Annotated in this window: 23 protein-coding genes, 4 tRNA genes and 2 pseudogenes; 23 read left to right on the top strand and 6 right to left on the bottom strand. The window is 49.1% G+C overall.

The genetic code is table 11. From position 1 onward, the window contains the following. Nucleotides 1–36: 36 nt before the first annotated feature. The 3 genes from NL324_RS04515 to NL324_RS04505 form a co-directional block, all read right to left on the bottom strand. Nucleotides 37–1,671, bottom strand: a complete 1,635-nt coding sequence (locus NL324_RS04515) for a cation:proton antiporter domain-containing protein (RefSeq protein ID WP_253306507.1) — start codon at nucleotides 1,669–1,671, stop codon at nucleotides 37–39. 415 nt (nucleotides 1,672–2,086) lie between these two features. Continuing rightward, nucleotides 2,087–2,236: a hypothetical protein gene (locus tag NL324_RS04510; protein ID WP_253306506.1), complete on the bottom strand. Its 150-nt coding sequence runs from the start codon at nucleotides 2,234–2,236 to the stop codon at nucleotides 2,087–2,089. Nucleotides 2,237–2,250: 14 nt separating this feature from the next. Beyond that, nucleotides 2,251–2,529: a sugar phosphate isomerase family gene (locus tag NL324_RS04505; protein ID WP_253306505.1), complete on the bottom strand. Its 279-nt coding sequence runs from the start codon at nucleotides 2,527–2,529 to the stop codon at nucleotides 2,251–2,253. 180 nt (nucleotides 2,530–2,709) lie between these two features. Between NL324_RS04505 and NL324_RS04500 the strand changes: the two genes are divergently transcribed. The 4 genes from NL324_RS04500 to NL324_RS04485 all read left to right on the top strand — a co-directional run bounded on the left by NL324_RS04500 (nucleotide 2,710) and on the right by NL324_RS04485 (nucleotide 6,214). Then, a tRNA-Ala gene (locus tag NL324_RS04500) sits at nucleotides 2,710–2,785 on the top strand. Nucleotides 2,786–2,938: 153 nt separating this feature from the next. After that, nucleotides 2,939–3,014: transfer RNA gene (locus NL324_RS04495), tRNA-Thr, on the top strand. A 222-nt stretch (nucleotides 3,015–3,236) separates the two neighbouring features. Beyond that, the gene (locus NL324_RS04490; RefSeq protein WP_253306504.1) at nucleotides 3,237–4,043 is read left to right on the top strand and encodes a collagenase; all 807 of its coding nucleotides are present in this window, start codon (nucleotides 3,237–3,239) and stop codon (nucleotides 4,041–4,043) included. A 158-nt stretch (nucleotides 4,044–4,201) separates the two neighbouring features. Beyond that, nucleotides 4,202–6,214: a leucine-rich repeat domain-containing protein gene (locus NL324_RS04485; protein WP_253306503.1), complete on the top strand. Its 2,013-nt coding sequence runs from the start codon at nucleotides 4,202–4,204 to the stop codon at nucleotides 6,212–6,214. Nucleotides 6,215–6,298: 84 nt separating this feature from the next. On the opposite strand, the gene speG is transcribed toward NL324_RS04485, so the two are convergent. Together speG and NL324_RS04475 are read right to left on the bottom strand one after the other, a co-directional pair. Then, complete coding sequence (gene speG / locus NL324_RS04480; protein WP_253306502.1) at nucleotides 6,299–6,835, bottom strand: spermidine N1-acetyltransferase; 537 nt, start codon at nucleotides 6,833–6,835, stop codon at nucleotides 6,299–6,301. Between the two features lie 7 nt (nucleotides 6,836–6,842). Further along, on the bottom strand, nucleotides 6,843–7,043 hold the full coding sequence (locus NL324_RS04475) for a hypothetical protein (protein WP_253306501.1): 201 nt from the start codon (nucleotides 7,041–7,043) through the stop codon (nucleotides 6,843–6,845). A gap of 260 nt (nucleotides 7,044–7,303) precedes the next feature. Between NL324_RS04475 and NL324_RS04470 the strand changes: the two genes are divergently transcribed. The 5 genes from NL324_RS04470 (at nucleotide 7,304) to NL324_RS04450 (ending at nucleotide 12,185) form a co-directional block, all read left to right on the top strand. Further along, the gene (locus tag NL324_RS04470; RefSeq protein WP_253306500.1) at nucleotides 7,304–8,905 is read left to right on the top strand and encodes an NAD+ synthase; all 1,602 of its coding nucleotides are present in this window, start codon (nucleotides 7,304–7,306) and stop codon (nucleotides 8,903–8,905) included. Nucleotides 8,906–9,019: 114 nt separating this feature from the next. Beyond that, complete coding sequence (gene glyA, locus NL324_RS04465; RefSeq protein WP_253306499.1) at nucleotides 9,020–10,282, top strand: serine hydroxymethyltransferase; 1,263 nt, start codon at nucleotides 9,020–9,022, stop codon at nucleotides 10,280–10,282. A gap of 457 nt (nucleotides 10,283–10,739) precedes the next feature. Next, nucleotides 10,740–11,210: a 6,7-dimethyl-8-ribityllumazine synthase gene (gene ribH / locus NL324_RS04460; protein ID WP_253306498.1), complete on the top strand. Its 471-nt coding sequence runs from the start codon at nucleotides 10,740–10,742 to the stop codon at nucleotides 11,208–11,210. Continuing rightward, nucleotides 11,210–11,671, top strand: coding sequence for a transcription antitermination factor NusB (gene nusB, locus NL324_RS04455; protein WP_436298240.1), 462 nt, complete (start codon nucleotides 11,210–11,212; stop codon nucleotides 11,669–11,671). The genes ribH and nusB overlap by 1 nt, the downstream gene beginning before the upstream one ends. 31 nt (nucleotides 11,672–11,702) lie before the next feature. Continuing rightward, nucleotides 11,703–12,185, top strand: coding sequence for a phosphatidylglycerophosphatase A (locus tag NL324_RS04450; RefSeq protein WP_253307125.1), 483 nt, complete (start codon nucleotides 11,703–11,705; stop codon nucleotides 12,183–12,185). Between the two features lie 438 nt (nucleotides 12,186–12,623). Here NL324_RS04450 and NL324_RS08275 read toward each other — a convergent pair whose 3' ends face one another. After that, nucleotides 12,624–12,755 carry a hypothetical protein gene (locus tag NL324_RS08275; RefSeq protein WP_301282756.1) on the bottom strand — a complete coding sequence of 44 codons (132 nt, stop codon included), beginning with the start codon at nucleotides 12,753–12,755 and terminating at the stop codon, nucleotides 12,624–12,626. A gap of 371 nt (nucleotides 12,756–13,126) precedes the next feature. On the opposite strand from NL324_RS08275, the gene gcvH reads away from it, so the two are divergent. The 14 genes and pseudogenes from gcvH to rbfA all read left to right on the top strand — a co-directional run bounded on the left by gcvH (nucleotide 13,127) and on the right by rbfA (nucleotide 25,288). After that, the gene (gene gcvH / locus NL324_RS04445; RefSeq protein WP_253306496.1) at nucleotides 13,127–13,522 is read left to right on the top strand and encodes a glycine cleavage system protein GcvH; all 396 of its coding nucleotides are present in this window, start codon (nucleotides 13,127–13,129) and stop codon (nucleotides 13,520–13,522) included. A gap of 231 nt (nucleotides 13,523–13,753) precedes the next feature. Continuing rightward, the gene (greA, locus tag NL324_RS04440) at nucleotides 13,754–14,227 is read left to right on the top strand and encodes a transcription elongation factor GreA (RefSeq protein ID WP_253306495.1); all 474 of its coding nucleotides are present in this window, start codon (nucleotides 13,754–13,756) and stop codon (nucleotides 14,225–14,227) included. An 81-nt stretch (nucleotides 14,228–14,308) separates the two neighbouring features. Further along, on the top strand, nucleotides 14,309–14,935 hold the full coding sequence (gene rlmE, locus NL324_RS04435; protein WP_253306494.1) for a 23S rRNA (uridine(2552)-2'-O)-methyltransferase RlmE: 627 nt from the start codon (nucleotides 14,309–14,311) through the stop codon (nucleotides 14,933–14,935). A gap of 60 nt (nucleotides 14,936–14,995) precedes the next feature. Continuing rightward, on the top strand, nucleotides 14,996–16,933 hold the full coding sequence (gene ftsH / locus NL324_RS04430) for an ATP-dependent zinc metalloprotease FtsH (protein ID WP_253306493.1): 1,938 nt from the start codon (nucleotides 14,996–14,998) through the stop codon (nucleotides 16,931–16,933). 69 nt (nucleotides 16,934–17,002) lie between these two features. Continuing rightward, entirely contained in the window at nucleotides 17,003–17,821 is an 819-nt protein-coding gene (folP, locus tag NL324_RS04425) for a dihydropteroate synthase (protein WP_253307124.1), read from the top strand. After that, nucleotides 17,818–19,155: a phosphoglucosamine mutase gene (glmM, locus tag NL324_RS04420; protein WP_253306492.1), complete on the top strand. Its 1,338-nt coding sequence runs from the start codon at nucleotides 17,818–17,820 to the stop codon at nucleotides 19,153–19,155. The genes folP and glmM overlap by 4 nt, the downstream gene beginning before the upstream one ends. Before the next feature lie 203 nt (nucleotides 19,156–19,358). Then, nucleotides 19,359–19,691, top strand: a complete 333-nt coding sequence (gene secG / locus NL324_RS04415; RefSeq protein ID WP_253306491.1) for a preprotein translocase subunit SecG — start codon at nucleotides 19,359–19,361, stop codon at nucleotides 19,689–19,691. Between the two features lie 24 nt (nucleotides 19,692–19,715). Further along, nucleotides 19,716–19,800 (top strand) — tRNA-Leu (locus NL324_RS04410). 92 nt (nucleotides 19,801–19,892) lie between these two features. Then, nucleotides 19,893–19,969: transfer RNA gene (locus tag NL324_RS04405), tRNA-Met, on the top strand. A 122-nt stretch (nucleotides 19,970–20,091) separates the two neighbouring features. After that, entirely contained in the window at nucleotides 20,092–20,547 is a 456-nt protein-coding gene (rimP, locus tag NL324_RS04400) for a ribosome maturation factor RimP (RefSeq protein WP_253306490.1), read from the top strand. Between the two features lie 22 nt (nucleotides 20,548–20,569). Beyond that, a complete protein-coding gene (gene nusA / locus NL324_RS04395; RefSeq protein WP_253306489.1) occupies nucleotides 20,570–22,057 on the top strand; it encodes a transcription termination factor NusA in 1,488 nt (495 codons plus the stop codon). A gap of 23 nt (nucleotides 22,058–22,080) precedes the next feature. Beyond that, a pseudogene (locus NL324_RS08405) lies at nucleotides 22,081–22,378 on the top strand (translation initiation factor IF-2 associated domain-containing protein); the annotation flags it as partial. 233 nt (nucleotides 22,379–22,611) lie between these two features. Continuing rightward, a pseudogene (gene infB / locus NL324_RS04390) lies at nucleotides 22,612–24,786 on the top strand (translation initiation factor IF-2); the annotation flags it as partial. Nucleotides 24,787–24,877: 91 nt separating this feature from the next. Then, nucleotides 24,878–25,288 carry a 30S ribosome-binding factor RbfA gene (rbfA, locus tag NL324_RS04385; RefSeq protein WP_253306487.1) on the top strand — a complete coding sequence of 137 codons (411 nt, stop codon included), beginning with the start codon at nucleotides 24,878–24,880 and terminating at the stop codon, nucleotides 25,286–25,288. Nucleotides 25,289–25,290: the final 2 nt, after the last annotated feature.

Raw genomic sequence — 25,290 nt, 5'->3', positions numbered from 1 at the left:
ACTGTTTCCAGTGCTTAGCGGGTTTCTCAGATAAAATTAGTCAGTAGGGCTGCTGGAGGCAGCCCTGGGATGATCTAACAGTAACTGATCAGTATTCAGCGTTGTGATGACGTGGCGAGCGAAACCACACCCAGCTTCACTATAAACATTAAAGCTCGCATCGATCCCTGATTCCTGTAGCGGCAGCATCTCATCTTCGAATTGGGCGATGGCAGCAATGCGACCTTTAAAGGCCTGTCGCTGCAGCTGTTGCAGTACAAACTGGGTCCCGCGCCAGCGAGGCATCGCCAGCAGAATTAAGCGAATATTAGATTGAGGGATGAGTTGTTGCCAAAAATCGGGATCGGCCGCATCTCCAACAATCACATTCCGGCCTAGATCATTATGACGTGGAATGCTATCTGCTGTTAGCTCAACCCCTAAAATCATCTCGCCATACCGGTGACGTAACTCATCGTAGGTGCTGGCGCCAATACGGCCCATTCCAAGGATCAATACTTGAGCAGGACCAGTGTCTATGAGCTGATCTTCTGGGCGTAATCTGTCGTTATGGTCTCGAGCACCCCAGTGGGCCAGGAGCACATAAAACCGATCGGTTAACTGGTTGATAGGAGCGGCCACTAGAAACGAGAGGGCTGTTGTTAGCGCCAGCACCAGTAACCATTGGTTGTCTAGTAGCCCCTGTTTGACCGCAATATTGCCGACGATCAAGCCGAATTCGCTGAAATTACAGAGCGTAATAGCGGTCTGTAAACTGCTGCGGACTCGAAAGCGGAAGCTGCGTACCACGATATAATAGAGAATGCCTTTGACTGGAAGCAGCAATAGTAACAGCAGCGCGATGTTCAAACTCTGCCAGTTTGGGGATTCTGCCAGGCCAATTTGCACAAAAAAGCTGACTAAGAACAGCTCCTTGATACCAAACAAGGATTTTGAGAGTTCGGAGGCGCGCGCATGCGGCGCTAATAATAGGCCGATGACCAGCGCCCCTAGATGAGCGTTTAATCCGCAGAAGTGAAAAAGTGCTGCCCCAGGGATTAGGGCTAAAGTGATGCCGCCGAGCACTAGGATCTCATCATGACCTAAAGCACTGAGAAAACGGAAGAACAGCGGTCGCGCCAGTGGGAGCAAAAATAGTGTCCCCACCCAGTAAGAGGGCAGCTCACCGGTCATCAGGGTTAAAAATAGAACGGCCAACAGATCTTGAATCACCAGGATACTCAGTGATAAACGGCCATAAGTACTGCTGATCTCACCCTTGACTTGTAGCGCTTTGACCGCCAAAACCGTGGAAGAAAAACTGAGGGCAACAGCGAGTAGCCCCCACTGACTCCAGTTTAATTGGCTGAGTCCTGGGAATTTTAAGACACTAAAGAGTGCCATGCAGAGGGTAATCGTGACGACACTGAGTAAGCCATACCCGGTGGAACTGAGCCAGACTTCACGCCTGACCAATAAGCGAGCATTTAATTTTAAGCCGATAGTAAATAACAGAATAGTCACACCAAATTCTGAAAGCTCTTCCAATAAATGAAAACTGTGAATACCACAACTACGCAGGCCGAAACCTGCCAGCAGAAAGCCAACCAAGGGGGGTAAACCGATGCGCTGGATGATAAAACCAGAGGCGAAAGCAACACTCAGAACGAGCAGTAAAGATGAGTCAAGCATAAGTATCCTGTTGTAAGGCCATCCCTAAAAGTGGGCAAGGAGCATAGGGTTAATCGATCGCTAACCAGGGTGCACAGCCACTCGTTAAGCGATAGTCCTGGAGGCTGTTAAAACTGCATTATAACAAATTGACCAATAATTAGTGATTGAATTCACTGATAATCACGCTTATGAAGGCAGACATTGACGGCAGCACAATCAGGAAAACCAGCAGGGATTAGCGCTCGTTTGGCTCGAGAAGAGTAGCGGTAGCTAGGCTTTTTTATACCCATGGATCATGCAACGTCAACAGCCCCGCATAGACTACAGTAAACTGCAACCAGTGATTGCCAGTCAGCGCCTTTTTAAACTATTTTCAATCATTGTACAAGAGGTTCACTATTCTAGCTGGTTTGACGCTACTGGGGATCGTCTCCTAAGGGTATCCCGTCATCAAAATCATGATCTCTTTCGCTTCTGGTGGCGTTCCTATACCGATAGTCAAGGTTTGTTTAGGGACCTGTTGTCGGGTGTTAGCAAACCAGTGAGTATTAGCCTGGGGGCTCTTTTCGGTTAAGGTTTTCATGCGTCTGCGTGAAGCTAATCAAGAGGTTGGTTCATTAAAAGCGATAGGGCCATCTCTGCCAACGTCCCCAAAAACAGAGGGGTGCTGCCATAGTGACGGATGCGCTCTTCATAATGATGGCAAGTTTGCGCTAAATCTTCTGCCATTTCATTCAGTAGAGGGATGCTTCCTGTGGGTAGTCCTAAGACAGAGGGTCGATCGGCTGTAGGTTTAACAGCTTGAATACATTGAACAATATGGTAGGACCCCCACCAGCCAACCGCTTGGTGGTCCTTTAATAAGATCAGCCGCATGAGGATACCTCGTTCCTATTATCCGTGGGGGGTTAAGCTGCTCTCATCAGATCGGGAGTGTAGAGGCGTCACCTGAGCAATGGGCTAGTGTTCGATCGATGAATCACCGTTCTATTGACTCCGCCTTCAATCTCGCCTACGATACGCCTCGTTTTGGAATGGACTATCCATCCATCGTTAGGGGCTATAGCTCAGCTGGGAGAGCGCTTGCATGGCATGCAAGAGGTCCGCGGTTCGATCCCGCGTAGCTCCACCATTTTCTTGGTTGATCAGTCACACTGTGCAACCCTTAGGCTATTCACTCACTGAGAGACCGAAAGCTCAGGGAGCTTGACCCAGCATCCTGGTCATGCTGAATAGTTTACCGCTGGATATTCCGGAGTATTGAAGCCAATCTGCTCGTTTAGTTGCCGGTATAGCTCAGTTGGTAGAGCAGCGCATTCGTAATGCGAAGGTCGTAGGTTCGACTCCTATTGCCGGCACCAAGGTTTCCGACTCTCCCACCCGCTAACCGATCTACTGGTTGAAATTTCCAGCCCTGCCTCAATTTGATCTCAAATCAAAAAGTTTACCACTAACAACCACTTAATTATCATAAAAGATAATTAAATTAATTTTTATTTATATAAATATTTATTTTTTGTTATTTTTTAGGTATAAAAAGGTCGGGTCACTGTGTAAGTGACTTCCTGATGGAGATTGAGAGGATGGCTACATTTAACCGAACTAATCAGAGACTGAACAATCCAAACCCTGCCGTTGCTAGCATCCACTATCGTACCAAAGAAAATTATTTTAACAACAACGGTCGAGGCTACCAAACCCCTGAGTTGATAACCCTACCCTCACATAATATCAAGGTAGAGCTCTACTGTAACCGGTTAAAACCAAATAAATTAACGACTATCCAGCAGGCTATTCAAGCAGTCGCCGCCGAATTTTCTAACGCAGTTAACCTACCCCTATCGCCCAGTGCTCCCCAAGAAACTTTTAGGATTTATCTCTTTGATAGAAAAGAGGATTATCAATATTTTGGGGGGGAGGAGCAGTTTAAGTGGGGACTGGGGTCTGAGGGGGGTAAAGCGCACTATAGAGGGCGCCCTGAGGTTCACTCTGAGCTCTATCTGTACCAACAAGGAGATACGCTGAATTTAAAGCATGAATTGACCCATGCGTTAACTTTTTATGTGACCAAAGGGCATAGCGCTAGCATTCCTACGTGGCTGATGGAAGGGATAGCGGAGTACTTTGAACATCAGAAGGGTGTGGTTCACGTTAGCCAGCAGGAGTCTCAGGCGCTGACTACCGAGGCGATCAACAATCTCGCTTACTCGGACGATCCTAAAGAAAACAATTTACTCTACCGGATGGGGCACGCGATGGTTAGTTATCTGCAGGATCAACATCCAACGCTATTAGGTCAATATTTATCTTTCCGGAATAACGCTCAGTCAGAGCAGGCGGATAGCTTATTACAGGCAATATTATCGGATTTGTCATCACGCTTCTTTTAGAAGTAGCTTACTGCGGACTCACGGTTAACTAACCAGGTATTGCTAGCGGCGGTTCGCTGTGAAAGGTACTGCAGCTGCTGTATTTATAAAAGTCTGTAGCTTGCGGCTTATCACTACGCCGTTATCCATGATAATGAGAATCCTATGAGGGATATACTATGGCTACTCCAACAGATCGTTCAAGCAGTACCAGCCTCTCCTCTGAGATAAAAACTCTCCTGCAGCCAGCCATTAATCAGTGGTTAATCCTGAAGAATTTACCAGTGGATGAACGGAAAGCGATCGGCCGAACTATTCGGTCAGCTTATCGGCAGGGTAAAACTATCGACGCTATTCAGGGAATGGAGCTCCCTGCATCCATTAAACAGCTGCTAAAACAACAAGCAGTGCATGTCCAGAAACCTCGGGAACGCTTAGAACGGCAGTTAAAAAAATGGAGTCGACAGGCCGCACTGAATACTATTCAGCAAGCGATTCGGCAGCTAGCTGCTGATAAAATGATGGCCGTTTACGATAATCAAGCCGATCAGTTAGATTTGCAAAATATGAGACTAACCAGCTTACCTGCTGCAGTAGGGAAATTAACCTCATTAAAAACTCTATTATTAAGCAATAACCAACTGCAAACAGTCCCACCACAGCTCAAGAAACTCAAACAATTGCAATATGTTGATTGTCGTCATAATCAGTTTTCTACGCTACCTGAGGTATTCAAGACGATAGCTCAATGGCCTAGCATGACTATACAGACCAATCATACCAATCATACCAATCATACCAATCATACCAATCATACCAATCATACCAATCATACCAATCATACCAATCATACCAATCATACCAATCATACCAATCATACCAAACAACCCCGTGTGCTTCTCAGTAATCATCCGTTTCAGCACAAGGCAGTCGGTGATCTTGAACAGGAACGGGAAAACTTTCTCAAGTCATTACAGCAATGGGCTACTGGCAATTTTACACCTGACGGAGAGTCTTACGACAGCATTGTAAACCGCATCTATCAAGCCTATATTCACCAAGCGACTGAGCTCGATCTCTCTCACTTAAACCTGACGTCTCTTCCGAGCGTATTAACTCAATTAACACCTCTAAAAACCTTAAAGATTAATAATAACCATCTCTATGCCTTGCCAGAAAATTTTAATCATCTCACCCAGCTAGAGTCACTTGATTTGGCAAATAATGGGTTTGATGAGATCCGAGAAATGCCCAAAATACCCGCAGTGCTTAAGACCATGAAACTCAAGCTAGATATCGTTGATCCCTGGGCTAAAAAATCTGCAGCGGAGTTAGAGGAATTAAAGGATCTCGAACAACGTCTAAAGCAATGGGTTCATGAAGCAGGTCAAGATAGCCATCAAAAATATTCAAGAGAGCAAGCCGCTTCAATCCTATTAAGCGCCTATGCCCAAAAAGACACTGAGCTCCAATTGAATAACCTACAACTGACTCATTTACCTGAAGGGGTTTTTCCTAAGTTATCGTCACTGAAATCAGTGGTGCTCATTAATAACCAGTTACAGAGACTACCTGAGGATTTTTCTCAGTTACCACTGGAGAACTTAGTACTAGCGTCTAACCAATTTTCTCAGTTCCCTCAACCATTGGAATCGATCACTACCCTAAAATATTTATCATTGAATCACAATCAATTAATAAAGCTTGATCAGCTAGCTGTCTCTAGGCTTCATCAGTTAGAACAGTTCAATATCAGCCATAATGCCTTAAAGGAGTTCCTGATTGGGCATGATTCTGTTGATCAACCTAGGAGATCGTTACAGAATCTGAGGGACCTTAACCTGGAGGCTAATGGTCTGAGTCAATGGCCTAAAGCGATTTTGAGCTTAACAGCCTTAGAAAAATTAAATCTTGAAAATAATCAACTCAGTGAGTCACCGGAATCTTTAAGAGCCTTGCCTGCTTTAAAGACTTTACAGATTAGGGGTAATCCAATGTTAACCGGGCCATCAGCAACAATGGCCTATCGACTGGTCAGGGATCTTTCAGGGTGGAAGGATAAGCACTATCGCCTGTCAGAGGGGATGAGCATTTTTCCGCCAGTGGATCAAATCAAGCTAGATGACCCATCAGATCGACGGTTATGGAGTGATACGACTACTGCAGCCCTCACCAGAACGCCTGGGCAATAGAAGCCAGGCAGGGTGCTGAGGCTAGGAGGGTGGCATGCTCTTGGTGCCATCCCAACAGATAGCTAGGGAGTAGAGCCCGGCGAGTTAGCTCTCTCCTGCTGGGCTGACTTGCAAAAATTGTGACTGGAAAATAGACAGGCGAACCGCATTGCGGTATTGACCATTGATAAAAAACTCATGCTTGAGTTCACCCTCTTTCTGGAACCCAATTTTTTGATAAATATGAATTGCTTTTTTGTTTTCGCTGTCCACCATCAGATAGAGTTTATAGAGATTTAAGACTGAAAAAGCGTAGTTCATGGCGAGTTGAGTAGCGATAGTGGCATAGCCATGGCCTTGGTGTACCGGGTCGATGATGAGTTGAAATTCGGCACGTCGATGAATATGGTTAATTTCAACCAACTCCACTAACCCTAGATTTTCACCCTCTTTTTCAATAATAAAACGCCGTTCACTCTGATCATGGATGTGTTTATCGTAGAGATCACAGAGCTCGACGTAGGCCTCATAAGCCTCTTCAAACCAGTAGCGCATGACGCTTTCATTATTATCCAGCTTATGAATAAACCGTAAATCATCTCTTTCTAAAGGGCGTAATCTCACTTTATTAATAGTCGTCATAATAGTATTAAGACAATCGTTGGCGATATTCGTTGAGTTTACTCATAAAATAGGGCTGAAGCGCTGCAGATTGCTGAGCAATCTGTTGCAGAACCTCCGCTGGACTCAGCTGCCCTTGTTGCTCCTGCCAAGCTAGGTAGGCCGCACTTTTTTCAGCTTGCAACTGTTCACGCTCGCTGTGTTGCCAATCAGACAAATTGTATCCCATCACTACTCCTCGCTATTAATAGGTGACGTCCGTCAGGGCGGGTTGTGGTATCAAGAATACCATAAAGTGCTATTGTGCACTCCCCGTTCTAGACAGAGCGTTAGACAATCCATCCATCCCAGGAAAAAGTAGCTGAGAAGGGGTTAAAAAGCTCCCCTGACCGGAAGCACTCTATGCTACACTGCCCCTCTTTAAGTGGGACCTCTTTAAGTGGGACTTAATCAGCAAGCAGGCAGAGCTGCCAACAACACCATAAGAACATGCGAACGCTGACTATTACCTTAGCTCAGCTCAACTGGCGAGTAGGCGCCATCGAAGAGAACGCCGAGCGGATGTTACACCTCGTCCATCAACAGCCCCCATCGGTTGATTTAATCCTGTTTTCTGAACTTGCCCTCACTGGCTATCCCCCAGAAGATCTGTTGTTTCGGGCCGATCTGCACACCCGCTGTCGGCAGCAGTTACAGCGTTTAGCGCAGGCTTCCCAGCAGACAGCCATTCTCGTGGGCCATCCTTGGCAAGCGGAGGGGCGGCTCTTTAACGCGCTATCACTCTTTTGGCAGGGGCGATTGCTGCTCCGCTACTACAAACAGCAGCTACCCAATTATGGGGTATTTGATGAGCAGCGCTATTTTACACCAGGAACCTTGGCGGGTGTCGTTGACTTTAAAAGTTACCGGTTGGGGGTGCTGATTTGTGAAGATCTCTGGGTTGATTCCCCCATCGAGGCATTAAAAGCGGCGGGTGTTGAGTTGGTGCTGTCACTGCATGCTTCCCCCTATGATCGAGACAAACCGCGTAGGCGACGTCAGTTAATGGCGCGCCAAACGCAGCGCACAGCCCTGCCGCTGATCTATCTTAATCAGGTGGGGGGGCAGGATGAACTCCTCTTTGATGGACAGTCACAGATCTATACCTCGCAAGGGCAGTGCTGCTATCGTTTAGTGGCCTTTGCAGAGCAGACAGCAGTGATTAGCCTGCAAGAGAAACAATTTGTTTCCGGACCTACGGCACCGTTACACCGCTCACCGCTAGCACAGATCTACCAGGCATTAGTGCTCGCACTGCGTGACTATGTTGATAAAAATAGGTTTCACGGGGTCATTCTAGGGTTGTCGGGTGGTATTGACTCAGCATTAACGCTGGCTATTGCTGTGGATGCTTTAGGTCACGCGGGCGTGCAGGCCGTGATGATGCCTTCCGAGTACACCTCACTATTAAGTCACCAGCTGGCAGAACAGCAAGCCAAACAACTTGGGGTAAGCTGCTCAGTCGTGTCGATTACCCCGCTATTTGAGGCTTTTAGGCAGCAATTGCACCCTTTACTGGGCAGTGATTCAGCAGGCAGTATCACTCAACAAAATTTACAGGCCCGTTGTCGAGGCACGCTATTAATGGCTTTGGCCAATCATCAGGGTAAACTGGTATTAACCACTGGCAATAAGAGTGAGCTGGCGGTTGGGTATACCACGCTGTATGGTGATATGGTCGGTGGCTTTGCCGTGCTCAAGGATGTATCAAAAACAGTAGTCTATCAATTGGCCCGTTACCGCAATCGACAGGGTGAGGTGATTCCTCAGCAGGTCATTGCCCGCCCGCCCTCTGCGGAGCTGGCGCCTGGACAGCATGATCAAGAGAGCTTGCCGCCTTATGAGATCTTAGATCGCTTGCTTCAGGGCTATGTTGAACAGGATCAAACGGCCGATGGGTTGGTCGCCCAGGGCTTTGATCCTCAGCTGGTGGCTCAGGTTATTCAGTTAGTCGATTATAATGAGTATAAACGTCGGCAAGCAGCAGTTGGTCCACGGATTACGGCCCGTAATTTTGGTAAAGATCGCCGCTACCCGGTCACTTATGGGTGAGGCGCAGGTTTACAAGCGGTTTCTACAGTCACCACAGATCCGCTGTGATAGCCGAACCTACCTGACCGTAGGCCGTGCGAGCAATGAGTCCATTGAGAGAAAGGAGAAGTATCGATGTCTGTATTCACTAGCCCGCTAGAAGAACAAGATAGTGAACTATGGCAGTTTCTGCAACAGGAAACCTGGCGTCAAGAGCAGCATATTGAACTGATTGCCTCAGAAAATTATGCCAGCAGAGCTGTGCTGCAGGCGCAAGGGTCACTGTTGACGAATAAGTATGCTGAAGGCTATCCCGGGAAGCGCTATTATGGGGGCTGTCAGTTTGTGGATGAGATTGAGCAGTTGGCGATCACCCGCGCCAAAAAATTATTTGCGGCCGATTATGTGAATGTACAGCCACACTCAGGTTCACAAGCCAATTTTGCGGCTTATATGGCGTTGTTAAACCCTGGGGATAAGATTTTAGGGATGGATCTGTCGCAAGGGGGCCATTTGACCCATGGATCACCTGTTAATTTTTCCGGAAAATTTTATCAACCCATCAGTTATGGGCTCAATCAGCAGGGCTACCTCGATTATGATGCAGTCGCAGCATTAGCCGAGCAGCACCGGCCTAAGCTGTTAATCGGTGGTTTTTCTGCTTATGCTCGCGTGATTGATTGGTCTCGGCTGCGGCAGATTGCCGATAGCGTAGGAGCCTATCTACTCGTTGATATGGCTCATGTGGCTGGTTTGGTGGCTGCTGGTCTCTATCCTAGCCCCTTGCCCCATGCCCACGTGGTCACCTCAACCACGCATAAAACCTTGGCAGGTCCACGGGGTGGTCTTATTTTAGCAGCGGGCGGCAGCGAAGCGCTGTATAAAAAGCTGAATGCCGCGCTGTTTCCTGGCGCGCAAGGTGGGCCTTTAATGCATGTGATTGCTGGCAAAGCGGTGGCCTTTAAAGAGGCGATGCAGCCTGAATTTGTTCAGTACCAACAACAGGTATTACACAATGCCCAACTCCTGGGGACCTGCTTGTTGTCCCGGGGATTCCACATCTTATCGGGTGGCACAGATAACCATTTACTCTTGATTGACTTAACGCCTCAAGGGTTAACAGGTCAAGCAGCTGATGCCCGTTTGGCGCAAGCGAACATCACGGTCAATAAGAACAGTATCCCTAACGATCCTCATAGCCCCTTTGTCACCTCCGGCATTCGCATTGGCACCCCCGCTATTACCCGTAGGGGTTTCAAAGCGCCGGAAGTTCGGCAGGTGGCCAGCTGGATTGGTGATTTATTAGAACGAGAGCAGGATAGTGATGAAATCCAGGCGATCAAACGGCAGGTTGCGGTGCTGTGTCAACAGTTTCCAGTCTATCAGCGCCTTGATTAACTCAATAGCTTGATACTGGCCAGGGTCTCCTGAAACCCATTCCTCGTCGTGAGCGAAGAGTGGGCACCCAGGCACCGGACTATTGGGGCATATTTGTGATTAAAGTCCAGGATTGCAGATCTCCGCTTGTTATCGCTATATAATCATCAGTAGTCTGTAGGGGTAGGTACCTAATCCTCCTAAAAAAGGAGTAATAGAGTATGTTTTTACCGAAGACGATTGAATCCTATCCTATTGTTTTTTAACTGTATTAGGCAAAAGTAGCGCTATTAAGTTCACTCATCTGGACAGGAGGTCCAGGGTGGTTCTGTGGCAAGGTAGCTGGAGTGCCCTGTGCTTTAGATCCTGGATCAAGTCCTTAACAGGATTAAGGTGCAAAACATAGTGGTTATCATGATAGATAAACTGGCGGAGTGGGTCACTCTATAAGCTGGTTTAATGGATCGCAGGAGAGCCTATGAAGATTATCGAAGGGGTGGTTGCTACCCCCTATGCGCGTATCGCGATTGCGCTAGCGCGCAACCATTTTATTAACCATGCCCTGCTGGACGGGGCACTAGATATCCTGAAGCGAATTGGTCAAGTGGCGGATGATAATATCCTGGTGGTCCACGTCCCTAGTGTGGATAAACTGCCATTGACAGCGTGTTGTCTCAGCAAGCAAGGAGATTTTGATGCGATAATCGCTTTAGGAAGTGTTATTCGGAGTGAGATAGAACAGTACCATGAGGTGATCACTCAATGTAGGCAAGGATTAGCTCACCTGGAATTGCATACTGAACTACCTGTTCTTTGTGGGATATTGGTCCTAGAGACGTTGGAACAGGTGACCACTCAGACTGGAATAAAAACGAGACACAACAAAGGCTCAGAGGCTGCACTGACCGCGCTTGAGATGATTAATGTGCTGCAAACGATTAAAAACTAATGGAACCACCGAAGCAAAATAACAAAATGATGGCCCGTCGTCAGGCACGCCAGTATGCCTTACAGGCGATTTATGCCTGGCAACTGTCAAACAATACGCTCTCTCAGGTCGCCGCGCATTTTTTAAGCGCACCGGGGATGCAGGAGATGCAGGAGACGGATAGTGCCTATTTTAACGATCTGTTAGCGGGGGTGGTGCAGACTCACACTACTTTAGATCAACAGCTGCAACCGCACTTGGCACGCTCCCTGCAGGAACTTGATCCCGTTGAAAAGGCAATTTTGCGTTTAGCCCTCTATGAATTAAACCAGCATCAGGAGGTTCCCTATAAAGTGGTGATTAATGAAGCCATTGAGTTAGCAAAATGCTTTGGGGCGCAAGAGAGCCATAAATTTATCAATGGGGTGCTCGATAATATTCAGAAATCAGCGATCAGACGGCAGACAGCAGACAGCAAGTAGTCGCGTGGTAAGCAGCGATTCAGCGCAAAGCCTGGCGTGCACGCGCTTCCGTTGGTCTAATCCTTGCCATCTGCTGGCCGTAGGATTGGGTTCTGGCTTCTGTCCGAAGATGCCGGGCACTGTGGGCACGCTGGCAGCACTACCGCTCTGGTGGCTGTTATCGAACTCCCCTGTGCTCCTGTATGGGGCAGTGCTGATCGTCGCGGCACTCTTAGGGATTGTGATCTGTGGCCGCACCGCAGCCGATTTAGGGGGTGGGGATCCCAGTGTGATTGTTTGGGATGAATTTGTTGGGTTATGGATCACACTCTGGGCAGTGCCCACACGACAGTGGCAGTGGGTGGTAATTGGTTTTATCCTGTTTCGAGTATTAGATATTAGTAAACCTTGGCCGATTCGTTGGATTGACCGCTCTGTTCATGGTGGGCTTGGCATCATGCTAGATGATATCCTCGCTGGTGGCTTGGCAGCACTGATTTTGCAGCGATGTGGTGGCTACTGGAGTTTTTGCTAGGGGTGATCTGAACTAGAGTAGCCGTTCACCCTCTGACAGATAATCGGCAGCGAACGGCGCGTAATTAGTCGCCGCTGATGGGAGAGGGTACAGGTTGTAGGTTTCTGATCGTTGTGGAGAGGTAGTGAGTATTGAGCCCTCGAGGCCATCATCGCTGTCATCTGAATCAGAAGATAGCTGGTGGGCTATCGACTGAGCGTTCGAATTGCTCCTCTGGCGTTGCAGGTTACTGGCGAGTGACCCTTGCTTTTCTAGAGCAGGAGGTTTGTCAGAGTCTATAGGGCTACTGGTTATGACGTTTTCTACGGCAGTCACTGTGGGTTCGGTTCGCGAGATCTCCAGGGTGATGAGTGGTTCTGGTTGCAGAACAATTTTTATTTGATTGCTTAAGGTGTCGATCCCTGTTTTGATACCATAACTGATCCAGTCAATCGCTTTTTAGGCGAGGCTACTCATGAGGTTCTTAGCCCATCCCGTCGCTTTTTCTATAGTTTTTGCTGCCATTGTGTACAGGGCATAGGCTGTTTCATTAGCGCTTTGTTCTGAAGATTTATCTGATGATGTAGGCATAATCGATCTCCTGCGGTGGTTAAACAGAATGGAGTAGGTTAAGAATCGATAAAGTCTTGGATAACCAATAATTCAATAAATAGTTATTAAAGTAAACAATAAATTTATTTATTTTAAATTTAAAGTTATTTTTTAGTTTATTTTTCTTAAAAAAGCAACCTAGTGCTTGGGATCTGAGCTTCCAGGCTGCGAAAAGTAAGGGATAGGTAGAGCGCCGTTAAAACTGCAAAAGAGAGTAGCCAGCGGGTGCCAGCCATAGCCAAGATAGTAAGGTCGTCAGATCTATAGATTGGGCGGTTTCTGCGACGAGTAGAAGCCTTGGTTTTGATAATCTAAACGTGCTGCTGGAACTTGAGAAAGAGAGGGTTGCAATGAGCCATATACCAGCTGAATTATACTATAGCCAAAACCATGAGTGGCTGCGAGTTGAAGCCGAACATCGCTATAGGATCGGGATCACTGATCATGCACAGTCCTTACTAGGAGAGATTATTTTTGTTGATCTCCCTGGCCTAGGTGAAATCTTTATCGCTGGAGAAAATTGTGCGGTAACGGAGTCGGTTAAAGCGGCCTCCGATATCTCTGCCCCGATCAGTGGCAAAATTGTAGCCATTAATGAAGATCTGGAGAGTGATCCTGAACTGATCAATCGTGACCCTTATGGGGCAGGATGGCTATTGGTCATCCAGAGTATGGATGACAGCGAGTTGAACAGCTTGTTAAGTGCTGTTGATTATCAAGAGGCTCTAGAGGAAGAGGCGTCATAGAGAGTTTATTCCGCCGCTTTAGGGAGTGCTGTAATCACCCTGTGTCATCGATTATCCCTACAGCGTTAATGAAAATTAACGGTGATTAACGTGTGGAACTGCGTTAAAATCGGTATAGTAATGCGCCTGCTGGAGTAGTCAGCCACAGGCGTGAATTTTTTACCTGAAAATAAGCAGCTGTTGGCCGTTTGAGTCATTCCTTGAGGCTGCTGTTAAGGAGTAGCGTCTCTTATGATTCCAATGACAGTCCGTGGCGCCGAGAAATTGCGTGAAGAACTCAACTATTTGAAAAAAGAGCGGCGGCCGCAAATTATTGCAGCGATTGTTGAAGCGCGTGCGCAGGGTGATTTAAAAGAAAATGCTGAATATCACGCTGCCCGGGAGCAGCAGAGCTTTTGTGAGGGACGGATTAAAGAGATTGAAAGCAAGCTAGCGCATGCCCAAATCCTCGATATTAGAAAAATTGCTTACTGTGGCCGAGTACTCTTCGGGACGACCATTACTTTGTTGCATCATGAGAGTGGCGAGCAACCCTGTTACCGTATTGTTGGTGATGATGAAGCAGATATTAAACAGGGCTTGATCTCGGTGAATTCACCGATAGCCCGCGGCTTAATTAATAAACCGTGCGGTGCGGAAATTTTCATCAAAACCCCAGGTGGTGAAGTGGAGTATAGCATTCTACAGATTGAACATTTGGGGTAGCGTGCGGAACGCCTCACTGATGAAACCCCTGGTGGGTAACCAACCCCAGGCCAGCTCACTGCTTATTCATCGAGAGATCGTGTGACCAAAAAAAACTCAGCCAGCTCTCAGCGCTGGTTGCAAGCCCATGTGAACGATCCTTATGTGCAGCAAGCCAGACGGCTTGGGTGTCGTTCGCGCGCCTGGTTTAAGCTAGAGCAACTGCAGCAACGAGATCGTTTATTAAAGCCAGGGATGACCGTAGTCGATCTTGGAGCAGCTCCGGGAGGGTGGTCACAGTATAGTGCACAGTGTGTTGGACCAACCGGCCGGGTCATTGCCTGTGATCGCTTACCCTTGGTGCCCATTGCCGGGGTTGATTTTTTGCTGGGTGATTTTAGTGATCAACCAGTGCTCGGGCAGCTATTAACACGGATTGGGACAGGCAAGGCTGCAGTGGTATTGTCTGATATGTCGCCTAATCTGAGTGGTCTATCCGTGGTGGATCAAGCCCGTTCCCTGCATCTAGCAGAGTTAGCGATCGAATGGTGTCAGCTGGTATTAGCCCCGAACGGCGCCTTTGTTGTTAAACTGTTTCAAGGGGCTGGTTTTGAGCACTATTTACGCAATCTTCGTGCTCTATTTAAAACAGTGAAAGTTCGTAAGCCTGTGGCGTCCAGAAAGAGCTCTAAAGAGCTTTATCTGGTGGCTAGTGGTTATAAACTATAGTAACCTACCCCTAGTAATGAAGTCTCTCTTGAATAGAGCAGCTGATATGAGGTTAATGGCTTGAGTGATCTGGTAAAGAACCTGATGATCTGGGTGGCCATTGCGGCCCTCTTGGTGTCGCTATTTCAGAATTTTAGAACCCATGATGTCCAGAGCCGGCCCATCACCTACAGTGAATTTATAGAGGAGGTTCATCAAGGGAGTATTCAGCGGGTTGTCTCCGATCCGCGTAAAGCACAACTAAAGGTCTCCAGAAAAGATGGCAGAGACTATGTGACGCACCTGCCAATGTCTGATCCTACCTTGCTGGAAAAACTTCTGGATAAAAATATCATTGTGGAAGGGGTCGCTCCAGAGGGGCAGAGCCTATTCTATACTATTTTTATCTCTTCTTGGTTACCGATGTTATTATTGATCGGGGTGTGGGTCTTCTTTATGCGGCAAATGCAGGGGGGTGGTAAAGGCGCTATTTCCTTTGGTAAGAGCCGTGCCCGCATGTTGAGTGATGATCAGATTAAAACCACTTTTGCTGATGTCGCCGGTTGCGATGAAGCCAAAGAGGAGGTCAGCGAATTAGTAGATTACCTCCGTGAACCGGCTCGCTTTCAAAAATTAGGGGGTAAGATCCCCAAAGGTGTGTTGATGATTGGGCCACCCGGCACCGGTAAGACCCTACTGGCTAAAGCGATAGCTGGTGAGGCCAAGGTGCCTTTTTTTAGCATTTCCGGCTCTGATTTTGTTGAAATGTTTGTCGGCGTTGGTGCCTCACGGGTGCGGGATATGTTTGATCAGGCTAAAAAAGCGGCACCCTGCATTATTTTTATCGATGAGATTGATGCGGTTGGGCGTCAACGAGGTGCTGGTTTAGGGGGTGGTCATGATGAACGTGAGCAGACATTGAACCAGATGTTGGTGGAAATGGATGGGTTTGAAGGCACTGAGAGCATTATTGTGATTGCTGCCACCAACCGTCCAGATGTACTTGATCCCGCTTTGCTGCGCCCAGGGCGCTTCGATCGGCAAGTCGTTGTGGGTTTACCAGATATTCGGGGTCGTGAGCAAATTTTAAAGGTGCATATGAAGCGGGTACCCTTAGGGTCTGATGTCAATGCTTCTGTCATCGCTCGTGGAACGCCAGGTTTTTCCGGAGCTGATTTGGCCAATTTAGTCAATGAAGCGGCGCTCTTTGCTGCCCGTAGTAGCCGACAGGCAGTGTCGATGGCAGAGTTTGAAAAAGCCAAAGATAAAATCATGATGGGTGCGGAGCGGCACTCGATGGTGATGACTGAAGCGCAAAAAGAAGCGACTGCTTACCACGAAGCGGGACATGCGATTGTCGGTCGGCTAGTCCCTGATCACGATCCAGTCTATAAAGTCAGTATTATTCCACGGGGGCGCGCTTTAGGGGTCACCATGTATCTTCCAGAACAGGATCGGGTCAGCCATAGTAAACAGTATTTAGAGAGTTTAGTCTCTAGCCTCTATGGCGGGCGGATTGCTGAAGCGTTAATCTATGGTGATGATCAGGTCTCTACCGGCGCCTCTAATGATATCGAGCGTGCTACCGATATTGCCCGTAAAATGGTAACGCTGTGGGGATTGTCCGAAAAATTAGGGCCCATACTCTATGTCGAAGAGGAGGGCGAAGTGTTCCTAGGACGCTCAATGGCAAAAGCTAAACGGTTCTCGGATGAGACCGCGCGGACTATCGACTCAGAAATTCGTGCGGTGATTGACCGCAATTACCAGCGTGCGTTAGCTATCTTAGAAAGCCATCGTGATGTCTTGGCAGCGATGAAAGAAGCTTTGATGAAATATGAAACGATCGGTGCCCTACAAATTGATGATTTAATGGCGCGTCGAGCCGTGCGTCCTCCGGCGGGTTGGCAGGAGGAGTCCACGGAATCGCCCCATCAACCGCCACCTAGCACGACTTCAACGGCTTCATCGACCTCCTCTGGGATGATTAGACAGCAGCCCAAGCCGGTGATCCAATAACCTGAGGTGAGTCAGGTGTACAGGTTAAGTAGCGGCAAACGCTCATTGGATCTCAGCTCCCCGCAGGTGATGGGGATTCTGAATGTCACCCCGGACTCTTTTTTTGATAGAGGCCGCTATCAATCGATAGCGGCTGCACTACGCCAAGTAGAGCAGATGATTGCAGCAGGGGCCAGCATCATCGATATCGGTGGGGAGTCTACGCGCCCGGGCGCGGTGCCAGTGCCGCTTCAAGAGGAGTTGCACCGCGTGATGCCAATCCTAGAGGCCATTGTAGCCCGCTTTGATGTCTGGGTCTCTGTAGATACCTACAAGCCAGAGGTGATGCTAGCGGCCGCCGCTGCCGGAGCGAATTTGATCAATGATATCATGGCATTGCGTTACCCAGGCGCCTTAACTGCCGCGGCCGCCACTGGTTTGCCAGTCTGTTTAATGCATCGATTAGGGGAGTCTGTGCCGATGCAGAAACCGCACTATCAGCGTTTATTGCCTGAAATCATTGATTTTTTTCATGAGAGACTCGCTTGTTGTGAGGCAGGGGGGATCCCACGAGCGCGTTTATTGCTCGATCCAGGGTTTGGTTTTGATAAAGCCTTGCAGCACAATTACCAGTTATTAGGTCAGCTCGCCACCTTAAAGATCTTAGCGTGCCCGCTGTTGATCGGACTCTCTCATAAATTAATGATTCGTCAGGTAGTACAGGGATTACCCGATCCGGGTCCATCCGGGAGTGTTGCCGCGGCAGTGATCGCGGTGATGCAGGGTGCACAGATTGTCCGAGTGCATGATGTGCGCGAGACCGTTGAAGCCTTGCGAGTTGCCTCAGCCGTGCTGGAGGCTCAATCATCAATAGCCCTAGACAGCTTACAGGAAGTTAACCACGCGTGAACCCCTGTCAATTTTTTGGAACCGATGGGATCCGTGGCAAGGTCGGCACTGCCCCCATTACGCCAGATTTTATTCTTAAATTAGGCTGGGCAGCAGGCCGAGTGATGGCACGCCATGGTTCGCGTAAAGTGATTATTGGCAAGGATACCCGTATCTCCGGCTATATGTTGGAATCGGCCTTGGAGGCAGGATTAGCAGCCGCTGGCCTCTCGGCTGCGTTGACTGGCCCCATGCCAACCCCAGCGATTGCTTATCTCACCCGGACTTTCCGAGCCGAGGCCGGTATTGTGATCTCCGCCTCGCATAATCCTTATGATGACAATGGGATCAAATTTTTCTCAATTGATGGCACCAAACTCTCTCGGGAGATAGAGATCGCGATTGAAAGCGAATTAACGCGGACCATGACCTGTGTGGGTGCTGCAGCGCTGGGGCGTGCTAGCCGGATTGTGGATGCTGCCGGACGGTATATTGAATTTTGTAAAAGTTGCTTTCCTGGAAAATTAGCTTTAAACGGTCTGCGACTCGTGGTGGACTGTGCGCATGGCGCCACCTACCATATCGCGCCTAATGTTTTCCGCGAACTGGGGGCTCAGGTGAGCACCTTAGGGTGTGAGCCTAATGGGCTGAATATCAATGCTGCCTGTGGGGCTACCGATATCCGTGCTTTGCAACAGCAGGTACTCGCCGAGCAGGCTGATGTGGGTTTAGCCTTTGATGGGGATGGTGATCGACTGATCATGGTCGATCACCAAGGCCAGCGGGTTGATGGTGATCAGATGCTCTACCTGATCGCCCGAGAAAGCTTGCAACAAGGCACGTTACAAGGGGGAGCGGTTGGTACCCTGATGAGCAATATCGGTCTTGAATTAGCCTTGCAGCGCTTGGGGATCCCGTTTATCCGAGCCGCGGTGGGTGATCGCCCTATCTTAGAGCAGTTACAAACCCTCGGTTGGCGGCTAGGGGCTGAAAATTCTGGCCATATTCTCTTATTAGATAAAAGCACGACTGGGGACGGTATCGTAGCAGCGCTGCAGATTTTAGCCGTGATGGTGCGGACGGGTCGCTCCTTGCTCGATCTCTGCAGTGGGATCACCCTATTGCCGCAGGTGTTAGTCAATGTTCCGCTCAATAGCCACAAGCAGCCGCTACAGAGTGAGGGGGTTAAACAGGCCATCTCTCAGGTAGAGCGCCAACTGGCAGGGCGTGGGCGGGTGCTGTTGCGCCAATCGGGGACGGAACCCCTGGTTCGGGTGATGGTCGAGGGGGAAGAGCAGGCCCGCATCGAGGGCATGGCTCATGGGTTAGCTGATGTTGTCAAAGCCGCGGTGTAGCCAAAAGGCTGAGGGAGTAATGAGCAGCAGATTGTCTATGAAACAGCGGTAGAGAAAGCGGTTGGATACCATTCCAATAAAAAGCGATAATCTATCGGTTGCTATTTTATTTTGCCGCTAGTGCGTGTATCATCTCGGCACTTCGGCAGGGATTCCGTCGTGCGGGATTTCAGCGCTTTGTCATCGGTCCATCGAGAGCCACTATGTATCAAACACTATTAGTGATTTATCTTTTGCTGGCTCTGAGCATCATCGTGTTGGTATTACTCCAGCAGGGGAAGGGTGCAGTGCTCGGTGCTGCTTCAGGGGGTGGTGCCTCGACCACGCTGTTTGGGGCAACCGGCAGCAACCGGTTTATGGGCCAATTGACGGCTGTATTGATGGGGCTCTTTTTTGCGCTCTGTTTACTGTTGGGTAATTTAAGCCATTCACGGGTGGTCAACAGCCCTTGGCACGATTTAAGTGAACCGGTGGTCGGGCCGGAGCAAGCGCCGATGCCGGCAGATTTACCACCAACAGAACAGCCGACAAAATAGTTCCATAAAGGGTTACACAATCATGCCGTGGTGGTGGAATTGGTAGACACGCTATCTTGAGGGGGTAGTGCTCTAGGGTGTGCGGGTTCAAGTCCCGCTCTCGGCACCATCGCTTGCAGTCAACTGTTCAGGCAAGCGAAATAAAGCAGTAAAAGGTATTGTTATAACGATAGTAACAGCGTACAATGCTTAGCATTCGGACGCGGGGTGGAGCAGTCTGGTAGCTCGTCGGGCTCATAACCCGAAGGTCGTTGGTTCAAATCCAGCCCCCGCAACCATGATTAGTCTTACTTAAGGCCCCGCACCATGGGGTTTTTTATTAGCTGGTCGTTGTGGTGATACAGCAGTTGTGAGTGTATTCAGAGGGCTTTAGGCCCTTTTTTATTGCACAGGAGTTTACTTGTCTAGTTTACAACAGCAGTTAATGCAGTTGCTTAAGCAACCCATTATCGATTTAGGCTACGAATTTATTGGGCTCCGCTGGTTAGCTACCCAGCGCCCAGCAACACTACGACTGTATATTGATAGCCCCCAGGGTATTTCAGTAGAAGATTGCGCAACGGTCAGCCGGCAGGTGAGTAGCTTACTCGATGTTGAAGATCCGTTACGTTCTCCTTATCAGCTTGAGGTCTCTTCACCTGGGTTAGCACGCCCACTCTTTACTCCCGAGCACTATCAGCGTTTTTTGGGATCGTCTGTCGCTTTACTGCTGCAGTCGGCGGTTGATGATCGGCGTAAATGGTGCGGGGTACTCCAGGCAGTCGAGGGGAGGATCATCCGGATCAGCGTTGGGGAGAACACTCAAGCGTTTGAGCTGAGTAACATCCAAGAAGCACATCTTATTCCACCGGTTTGATGGGATAATAGGAGGGAAGCGGATGAATAAAGAGATCCTAGCGGTCATAGAAGCGGTTTCCAATGAAAAAGCGGTGCCGAGAGAAAAGATCTTTGAAGCGCTGGAAATGGCATTAGTTATTGCCACTAAGAAAAAATATCAGCAAGAGGTTGAGATCTGCGTTAGTATCGATCGTAAGAGTGGTCAATTCCAGACCTATCGGCGCTGGCTGGTCGTACAAGCTGTCACCCAACCAACGCTAGAGTTTACGCTAGCGGCAGCCCAGCTAGATGATCCAGCCATCACTGAAGGCGATTGGCTTGAAGAACCTATTGAATCCATTGTTTTCGATCGTATTACCACGCAAACTGCTAAACAGGTCATTGTCCAAAAGGTCCGTGAAGCTGAGCGGATGATGGTGGTAGAGCAGTTCTACCAATCTATCGGTGAGGTCGTGAACGGCCTTGTAAAAAAAGTGAGCCGTGATAGTGTAGTCTTTGATCTGGGGAATCACGCTGAAGCCATCATTCATCGTGAAGAGCTACTGCCGCGGGACAATTTCCGTGTCGGCGATCGTATCCGGGGTATTCTGTATGCTGTGCGGCCGGAAGCGCGGGGGCCTCAACTGTTGGTCTCTCGTGCCCGTCCTGAACTGTTGATGGAGCTGTTTCGCATTGAAGTTCCGGAGATAGGCGAAGAGTTAATTGAGATTAAGGCAGCGGCCCGTGATCCTGGATCAAGAGCTAAAATTGCAGTCAAAACCAATGATAAGCGGATTGACCCCATCGGCGCCTGTATTGGCATGCGCGGTGCACGGGTGCAGGCGGTTTCTAGTGAGCTCGGAGGTGAGCGAATCGACATTGTTGTCTGGGACGATAACCCGGTACAATTTGTTAATAATGCCATGTCTCCGGCTGATGTGATCTCTATCGTGGTTGATGAAGACCGTCATGCCATGGATATCGCAGTGGCGTCCGACAATTTAGCGCAGGCGATTGGCCGTAACGGTCAAAATGTCCGACTGGCTTCTCAGCTGACGGGTTGGGAATTGAATGTCATGGTCATAGAGGCTTTGGAAGCCAAACGAGATGCAGAAGATGCGGCTGTAATCAATAACTTTGTTCAGCAACTGGCTATTGACCGCGATTTTGCTGGGCTATTAGTCAAAGAGGGCTTTGCGACCTTAGAAGAGTTGGCGTATGTCCCGCTAAAAGAGCTACTGGCTATAGCGGGTATGACCGAGCAGAAAATTACGCAGCTGCGCAGCCGGGTCAAGGAGGCATTAGCCGCCACACCAGTAGCACAAGAGGCTAATCGCGGCAGCCAGCCGCTAGAGAAGGCGCTGCTACAATTACCCGGTATGCACCCAGCACTGGCAAACCAGTTAAAGCAAAAAGGGCTGGAGAATTTAGAGAGCCTAGCAGAACAGAGCATCGATGACCTGTGTGATATCGAAGGCTTAAGTCGGCAGCAAGCGGGTGAATTGATTATGGCCGCACGTAATATTTGTTGGTTTAGCGATCAAGCTTAATAAAGGTTGCAGGAAGGAGCAACATGACAGAAGTAACCGTACAACAGCTCGCTGAGGAGAACCAGATCCCGGTTGAGCGCTTGCTGCAGCAGCTGGCAGAGGCTGGTATTCAAAAAAACAGCCTGTCTACCATCACTCAGCAAGAAAAGCAGAGATTACTAGCCTATTGGCAAGGTATCCCAGGCGAGTTTGCCACTTTACCGAGTCGTTTGACCTTACAGCGAAAAACCCACAGTACTCTGAATGTCTCTAGCAGCAGTGGTAAGAGTAAATCCATTCAAGTTGAGGTACGTAAAAAACGCACCTATGTGAAGCGCCCAGCTGTCGAATTGCTTGAGAGGCCTGAATCAGTGCAACCTGGTGAATTGAAAGCCATGCCACTCAAGGCCTCTCCTTACCAGGAGCCCAGGATCGAACCGAAACTGACCACCGCATCTGCTTCCCCGGCGGCTCGTTCTACGCCTGAACGGCCACTCATGCCACTGGCGGCTGCCTCGGTTAAGCAGGCTATCGAGATGCCGCGTAAGCCAGCATTGGTGTCCAAAAAAACGGAGGCTAGCACTGAAAAGGATCGATTGGCGGCACAATCCAGCGAATTACAACGGAAAGCCGAAGAGGAGGCGTGCCGTAAAGCGGAAGAAAACGCCAAACAGCTGGCAGAAGCAGCCTGTCGGTTAGCTGAAGAAAATGAGCAGCGCTGGGAGCAAGGTGAACAGCCAGAAATAGTTCAGGAAGAGTACCATGTCACGACCTCCCGTTATGCCCGTGAAGCGGAAGATGATGCTGATCTTCGGGATGAGACGGGGCGGCGTAGCCAGCTACGTAGCAGCAAACCCACTAAACAGAAGAAAAGCCATCGACTCTCTGAAGGGAAAGCGGCCCGTGAAGAGGAGCGTGCTAACGTCCGTAAAGGTAAAGCGAAGCCGAGCACTTTACAACAGGGTTTTAACAAACCGGTGCAACCTTTAGTGCGTGAGGTGATTCTCAATCAAAACATTACCGTTGCTGAATTAGCGGCAAAAATGGCGGTTAAAACCGCGGAAGTGATTAAAACTCTTATCAAGTTAGGGTTGATGGCCACGATTAACCAGGTGATCGATCAGGAGACCGCTCAGCTGGTGGTTGAAGAGCTTGGGCACCGAGTGATCTTGCGTCAAGAAAATCAGCTAGAAGCCGCTATCATGGGTGATCGGGACGTAGAGGATAGTGCAGCCCTAGCGCCAAGGGCGCCGGTGGTCACCATTATGGGCCATGTCGATCACGGGAAGACCTCTTTACTAGATTACATTCGTTCAACCAAAGTCGCGGCTGGCGAAGCGGGGGGCATCACGCAGCATATCGGTGCCTATCATGTTGAGACTGAGAATGGCATGATCACCTTCTTGGATACGCCAGGGCATGCTGCTTTCACGGCGATGCGGGCCCGGGGCACTCAAGTAACTGATATCGTGGTACTGGTCGTGGCTGCTGATGACGGCGTGATGCCACAGACGGTGGAAGCCATCCAGCATGCGCGGGCTGCTAAAGTTCCTATGGTCGTCGCTATTAATAAAATAGATAAGCCAGGGGCTGATCCAGAACAGATCCAACAAGCATTAGTCCAGTACGGCGTCTTATCAGAAGCCTGGGGGGGGGATACTCAATTTGTTCAGGTTTCCGCTAAAACTGGTGCTGGCGTAGAAGCGCTGTTAACAGCGCTGTTGTTACAAGCAGAGATATTAGAATTAACAGCAGTCCCTCATGGCATGGCGAGTGGTATTGTGCTTGAATCATTCTTAGATCGCGGACGTGGCCCAGTCGCTAGCATTTTGGTGCAGCAGGGGATGCTGAATAAAGGGGATATCATTCTTTGTGGCTTTGAGTATGGCCGTGTTCGGGCGATGCGTAATGAATTGGGCCAAACAATCACCACGGCGGGTCCTTCAATCCCAGTGGAGGTATTGGGGCTCTCCGGCATTTCAGCGGCAGGAGATCCCATGATGGTGGTGCGCGACGAGAAAAAAGCGCGCGAATTAGCCTTGCACCGCCAAAGCAAGCATCGGGAACTCAAATTAGCTGGCCAGCAGCGGGTTAAATTAGAAAATTTATTTACCCAAGCCGGGGATCCTATCGTCTCTGAAGTGAATGTTGTGCTTAAAGCGGATGTTCAAGGTTCAGTAGAAGCGATTTGTGATGCGTTACTCAAGCTCTCTACTGAAGAGGTCAAAGTTCGCATTATTGGTTCTGGTGTTGGTGCACTGACGGAGACTGATGCCACGCTGGCCGCCGCTTCCAAAGCGATTTTAATTGGCTTTAATGTCCGTGCTGACAGCACGGCTCGACGGATCATCGAGAGCGATGGACTTGATCTCCGTTACTACTCGGTCATCTACGACATTATCGATGAAGTTAAGCAAGCGATGAGTGGTTTGCTGGTCCCAGAATATAAACAGCAGATTACCGGATTGGCTGAGGTGCGTGATCTATTTAATTCACCGAAATTCGGGGCCATTGCAGGCTGTATGGTGGTAGAAGGCCTCGTGCGTCGGAACAATCCAATTCGGGTCTTGCGGGATCATGTCGTGATCTATCAAGGAGAGTTAGAATCCTTACGCCGCTTTAAAGAGGACGTGAGTGAGGTGCGCAGTGGGATGGAGTGTGGTATCGGCGTTAAAAATTATAACGACGTCCGCAGCGGCGATATGATTGAAGTCTATGAGGTGGTTGAAGTTCAGCGTTCAATGAGCTGATAATACGGCTCACCGAGGGATTGACTATTGGCTACAATCATTGCCAGGACACTAGGTTCTGGTAACCTAGCTTGGAAACGAGGGGATAGGCATGGTCATAGCAGTTAGCCGTCCCCAGCGGGTGGCACAGGCATTGCAAAAAGAGCTGGCCGTCATTTTACAGCGTGACGTCAGAAATCCACGGATTGGTACAGTATCGCTGATGGGCGTTGAGGTATCGCGCGATTTGGCGCATGCCAAGGTCTTTGTGACTTTTTTTGAACAACCTGGTGATACAGCTCGTATTCAGCAGGGATTGGCGGCTTTACAGCAAGCGGGCGGGTTTATTCGATCACGCCTCGGGAAGACCCTGCGGTTGCGGCTGGTGCCGGCATTACATTTTTTCCATGATCCTTCATTAGCCAACGGTCTGCATATTACCCAACTGCTGGCACAAGTCATTAAACCAGCACTGGAATCAACGCTTGACGCTGTTTTAGAGCCCAGTGCGGATGAAGAGTAGCC

The organism is unidentified bacterial endosymbiont (assembly GCF_918320885.1).
Lineage (GTDB): Bacteria > Pseudomonadota > Gammaproteobacteria > Enterobacterales.
The sequence above is the reverse complement of the archived record's forward strand: the minus strand, read 5'-3'. Positions and strand labels throughout refer to the sequence as shown.

Bases quoted from the DNA above. Each gene is read 5' to 3' on its own strand.
- NL324_RS04515 (WP_253306507.1), bottom strand. From the start codon at position 1,671: ATGCTTGACTCATCTTTACTGCTCGTTCTGAGTGTTGCTTTCGCCTCT.
- NL324_RS04510 (WP_253306506.1), bottom strand. From the start codon at position 2,236: ATGAAAACCTTAACCGAAAAGAGCCCCCAGGCTAATACTCACTGGTTT.
- NL324_RS04505 (WP_253306505.1), bottom strand. From the start codon at position 2,529: ATGCGGCTGATCTTATTAAAGGACCACCAAGCGGTTGGCTGGTGGGGG.
- NL324_RS04490 (WP_253306504.1), top strand. From the start codon at position 3,237: ATGGCTACATTTAACCGAACTAATCAGAGACTGAACAATCCAAACCCT.
- NL324_RS04485 (WP_253306503.1), top strand. From the start codon at position 4,202: ATGGCTACTCCAACAGATCGTTCAAGCAGTACCAGCCTCTCCTCTGAG.
- speG (WP_253306502.1), bottom strand. From the start codon at position 6,835: ATGACGACTATTAATAAAGTGAGATTACGCCCTTTAGAAAGAGATGAT.
- NL324_RS04475 (WP_253306501.1), bottom strand. From the start codon at position 7,043: ATGGGATACAATTTGTCTGATTGGCAACACAGCGAGCGTGAACAGTTG.
- NL324_RS04470 (WP_253306500.1), top strand. From the start codon at position 7,304: ATGCGAACGCTGACTATTACCTTAGCTCAGCTCAACTGGCGAGTAGGC.
- glyA (WP_253306499.1), top strand. From the start codon at position 9,020: ATGTCTGTATTCACTAGCCCGCTAGAAGAACAAGATAGTGAACTATGG.
- ribH (WP_253306498.1), top strand. From the start codon at position 10,740: ATGAAGATTATCGAAGGGGTGGTTGCTACCCCCTATGCGCGTATCGCG.
- nusB (WP_436298240.1), top strand. From the start codon at position 11,210: ATGGAACCACCGAAGCAAAATAACAAAATGATGGCCCGTCGTCAGGCA.
- NL324_RS08275 (WP_301282756.1), bottom strand. From the start codon at position 12,755: ATGCCTACATCATCAGATAAATCTTCAGAACAAAGCGCTAATGAAACA.
- gcvH (WP_253306496.1), top strand. From the start codon at position 13,127: ATGAGCCATATACCAGCTGAATTATACTATAGCCAAAACCATGAGTGG.
- greA (WP_253306495.1), top strand. From the start codon at position 13,754: ATGATTCCAATGACAGTCCGTGGCGCCGAGAAATTGCGTGAAGAACTC.
- folP (WP_253307124.1), top strand. From the start codon at position 17,003: ATGGGGATTCTGAATGTCACCCCGGACTCTTTTTTTGATAGAGGCCGC.
- secG (WP_253306491.1), top strand. From the start codon at position 19,359: ATGTATCAAACACTATTAGTGATTTATCTTTTGCTGGCTCTGAGCATC.
- nusA (WP_253306489.1), top strand. From the start codon at position 20,570: ATGAATAAAGAGATCCTAGCGGTCATAGAAGCGGTTTCCAATGAAAAA.
- rbfA (WP_253306487.1), top strand. From the start codon at position 24,878: ATGGTCATAGCAGTTAGCCGTCCCCAGCGGGTGGCACAGGCATTGCAA.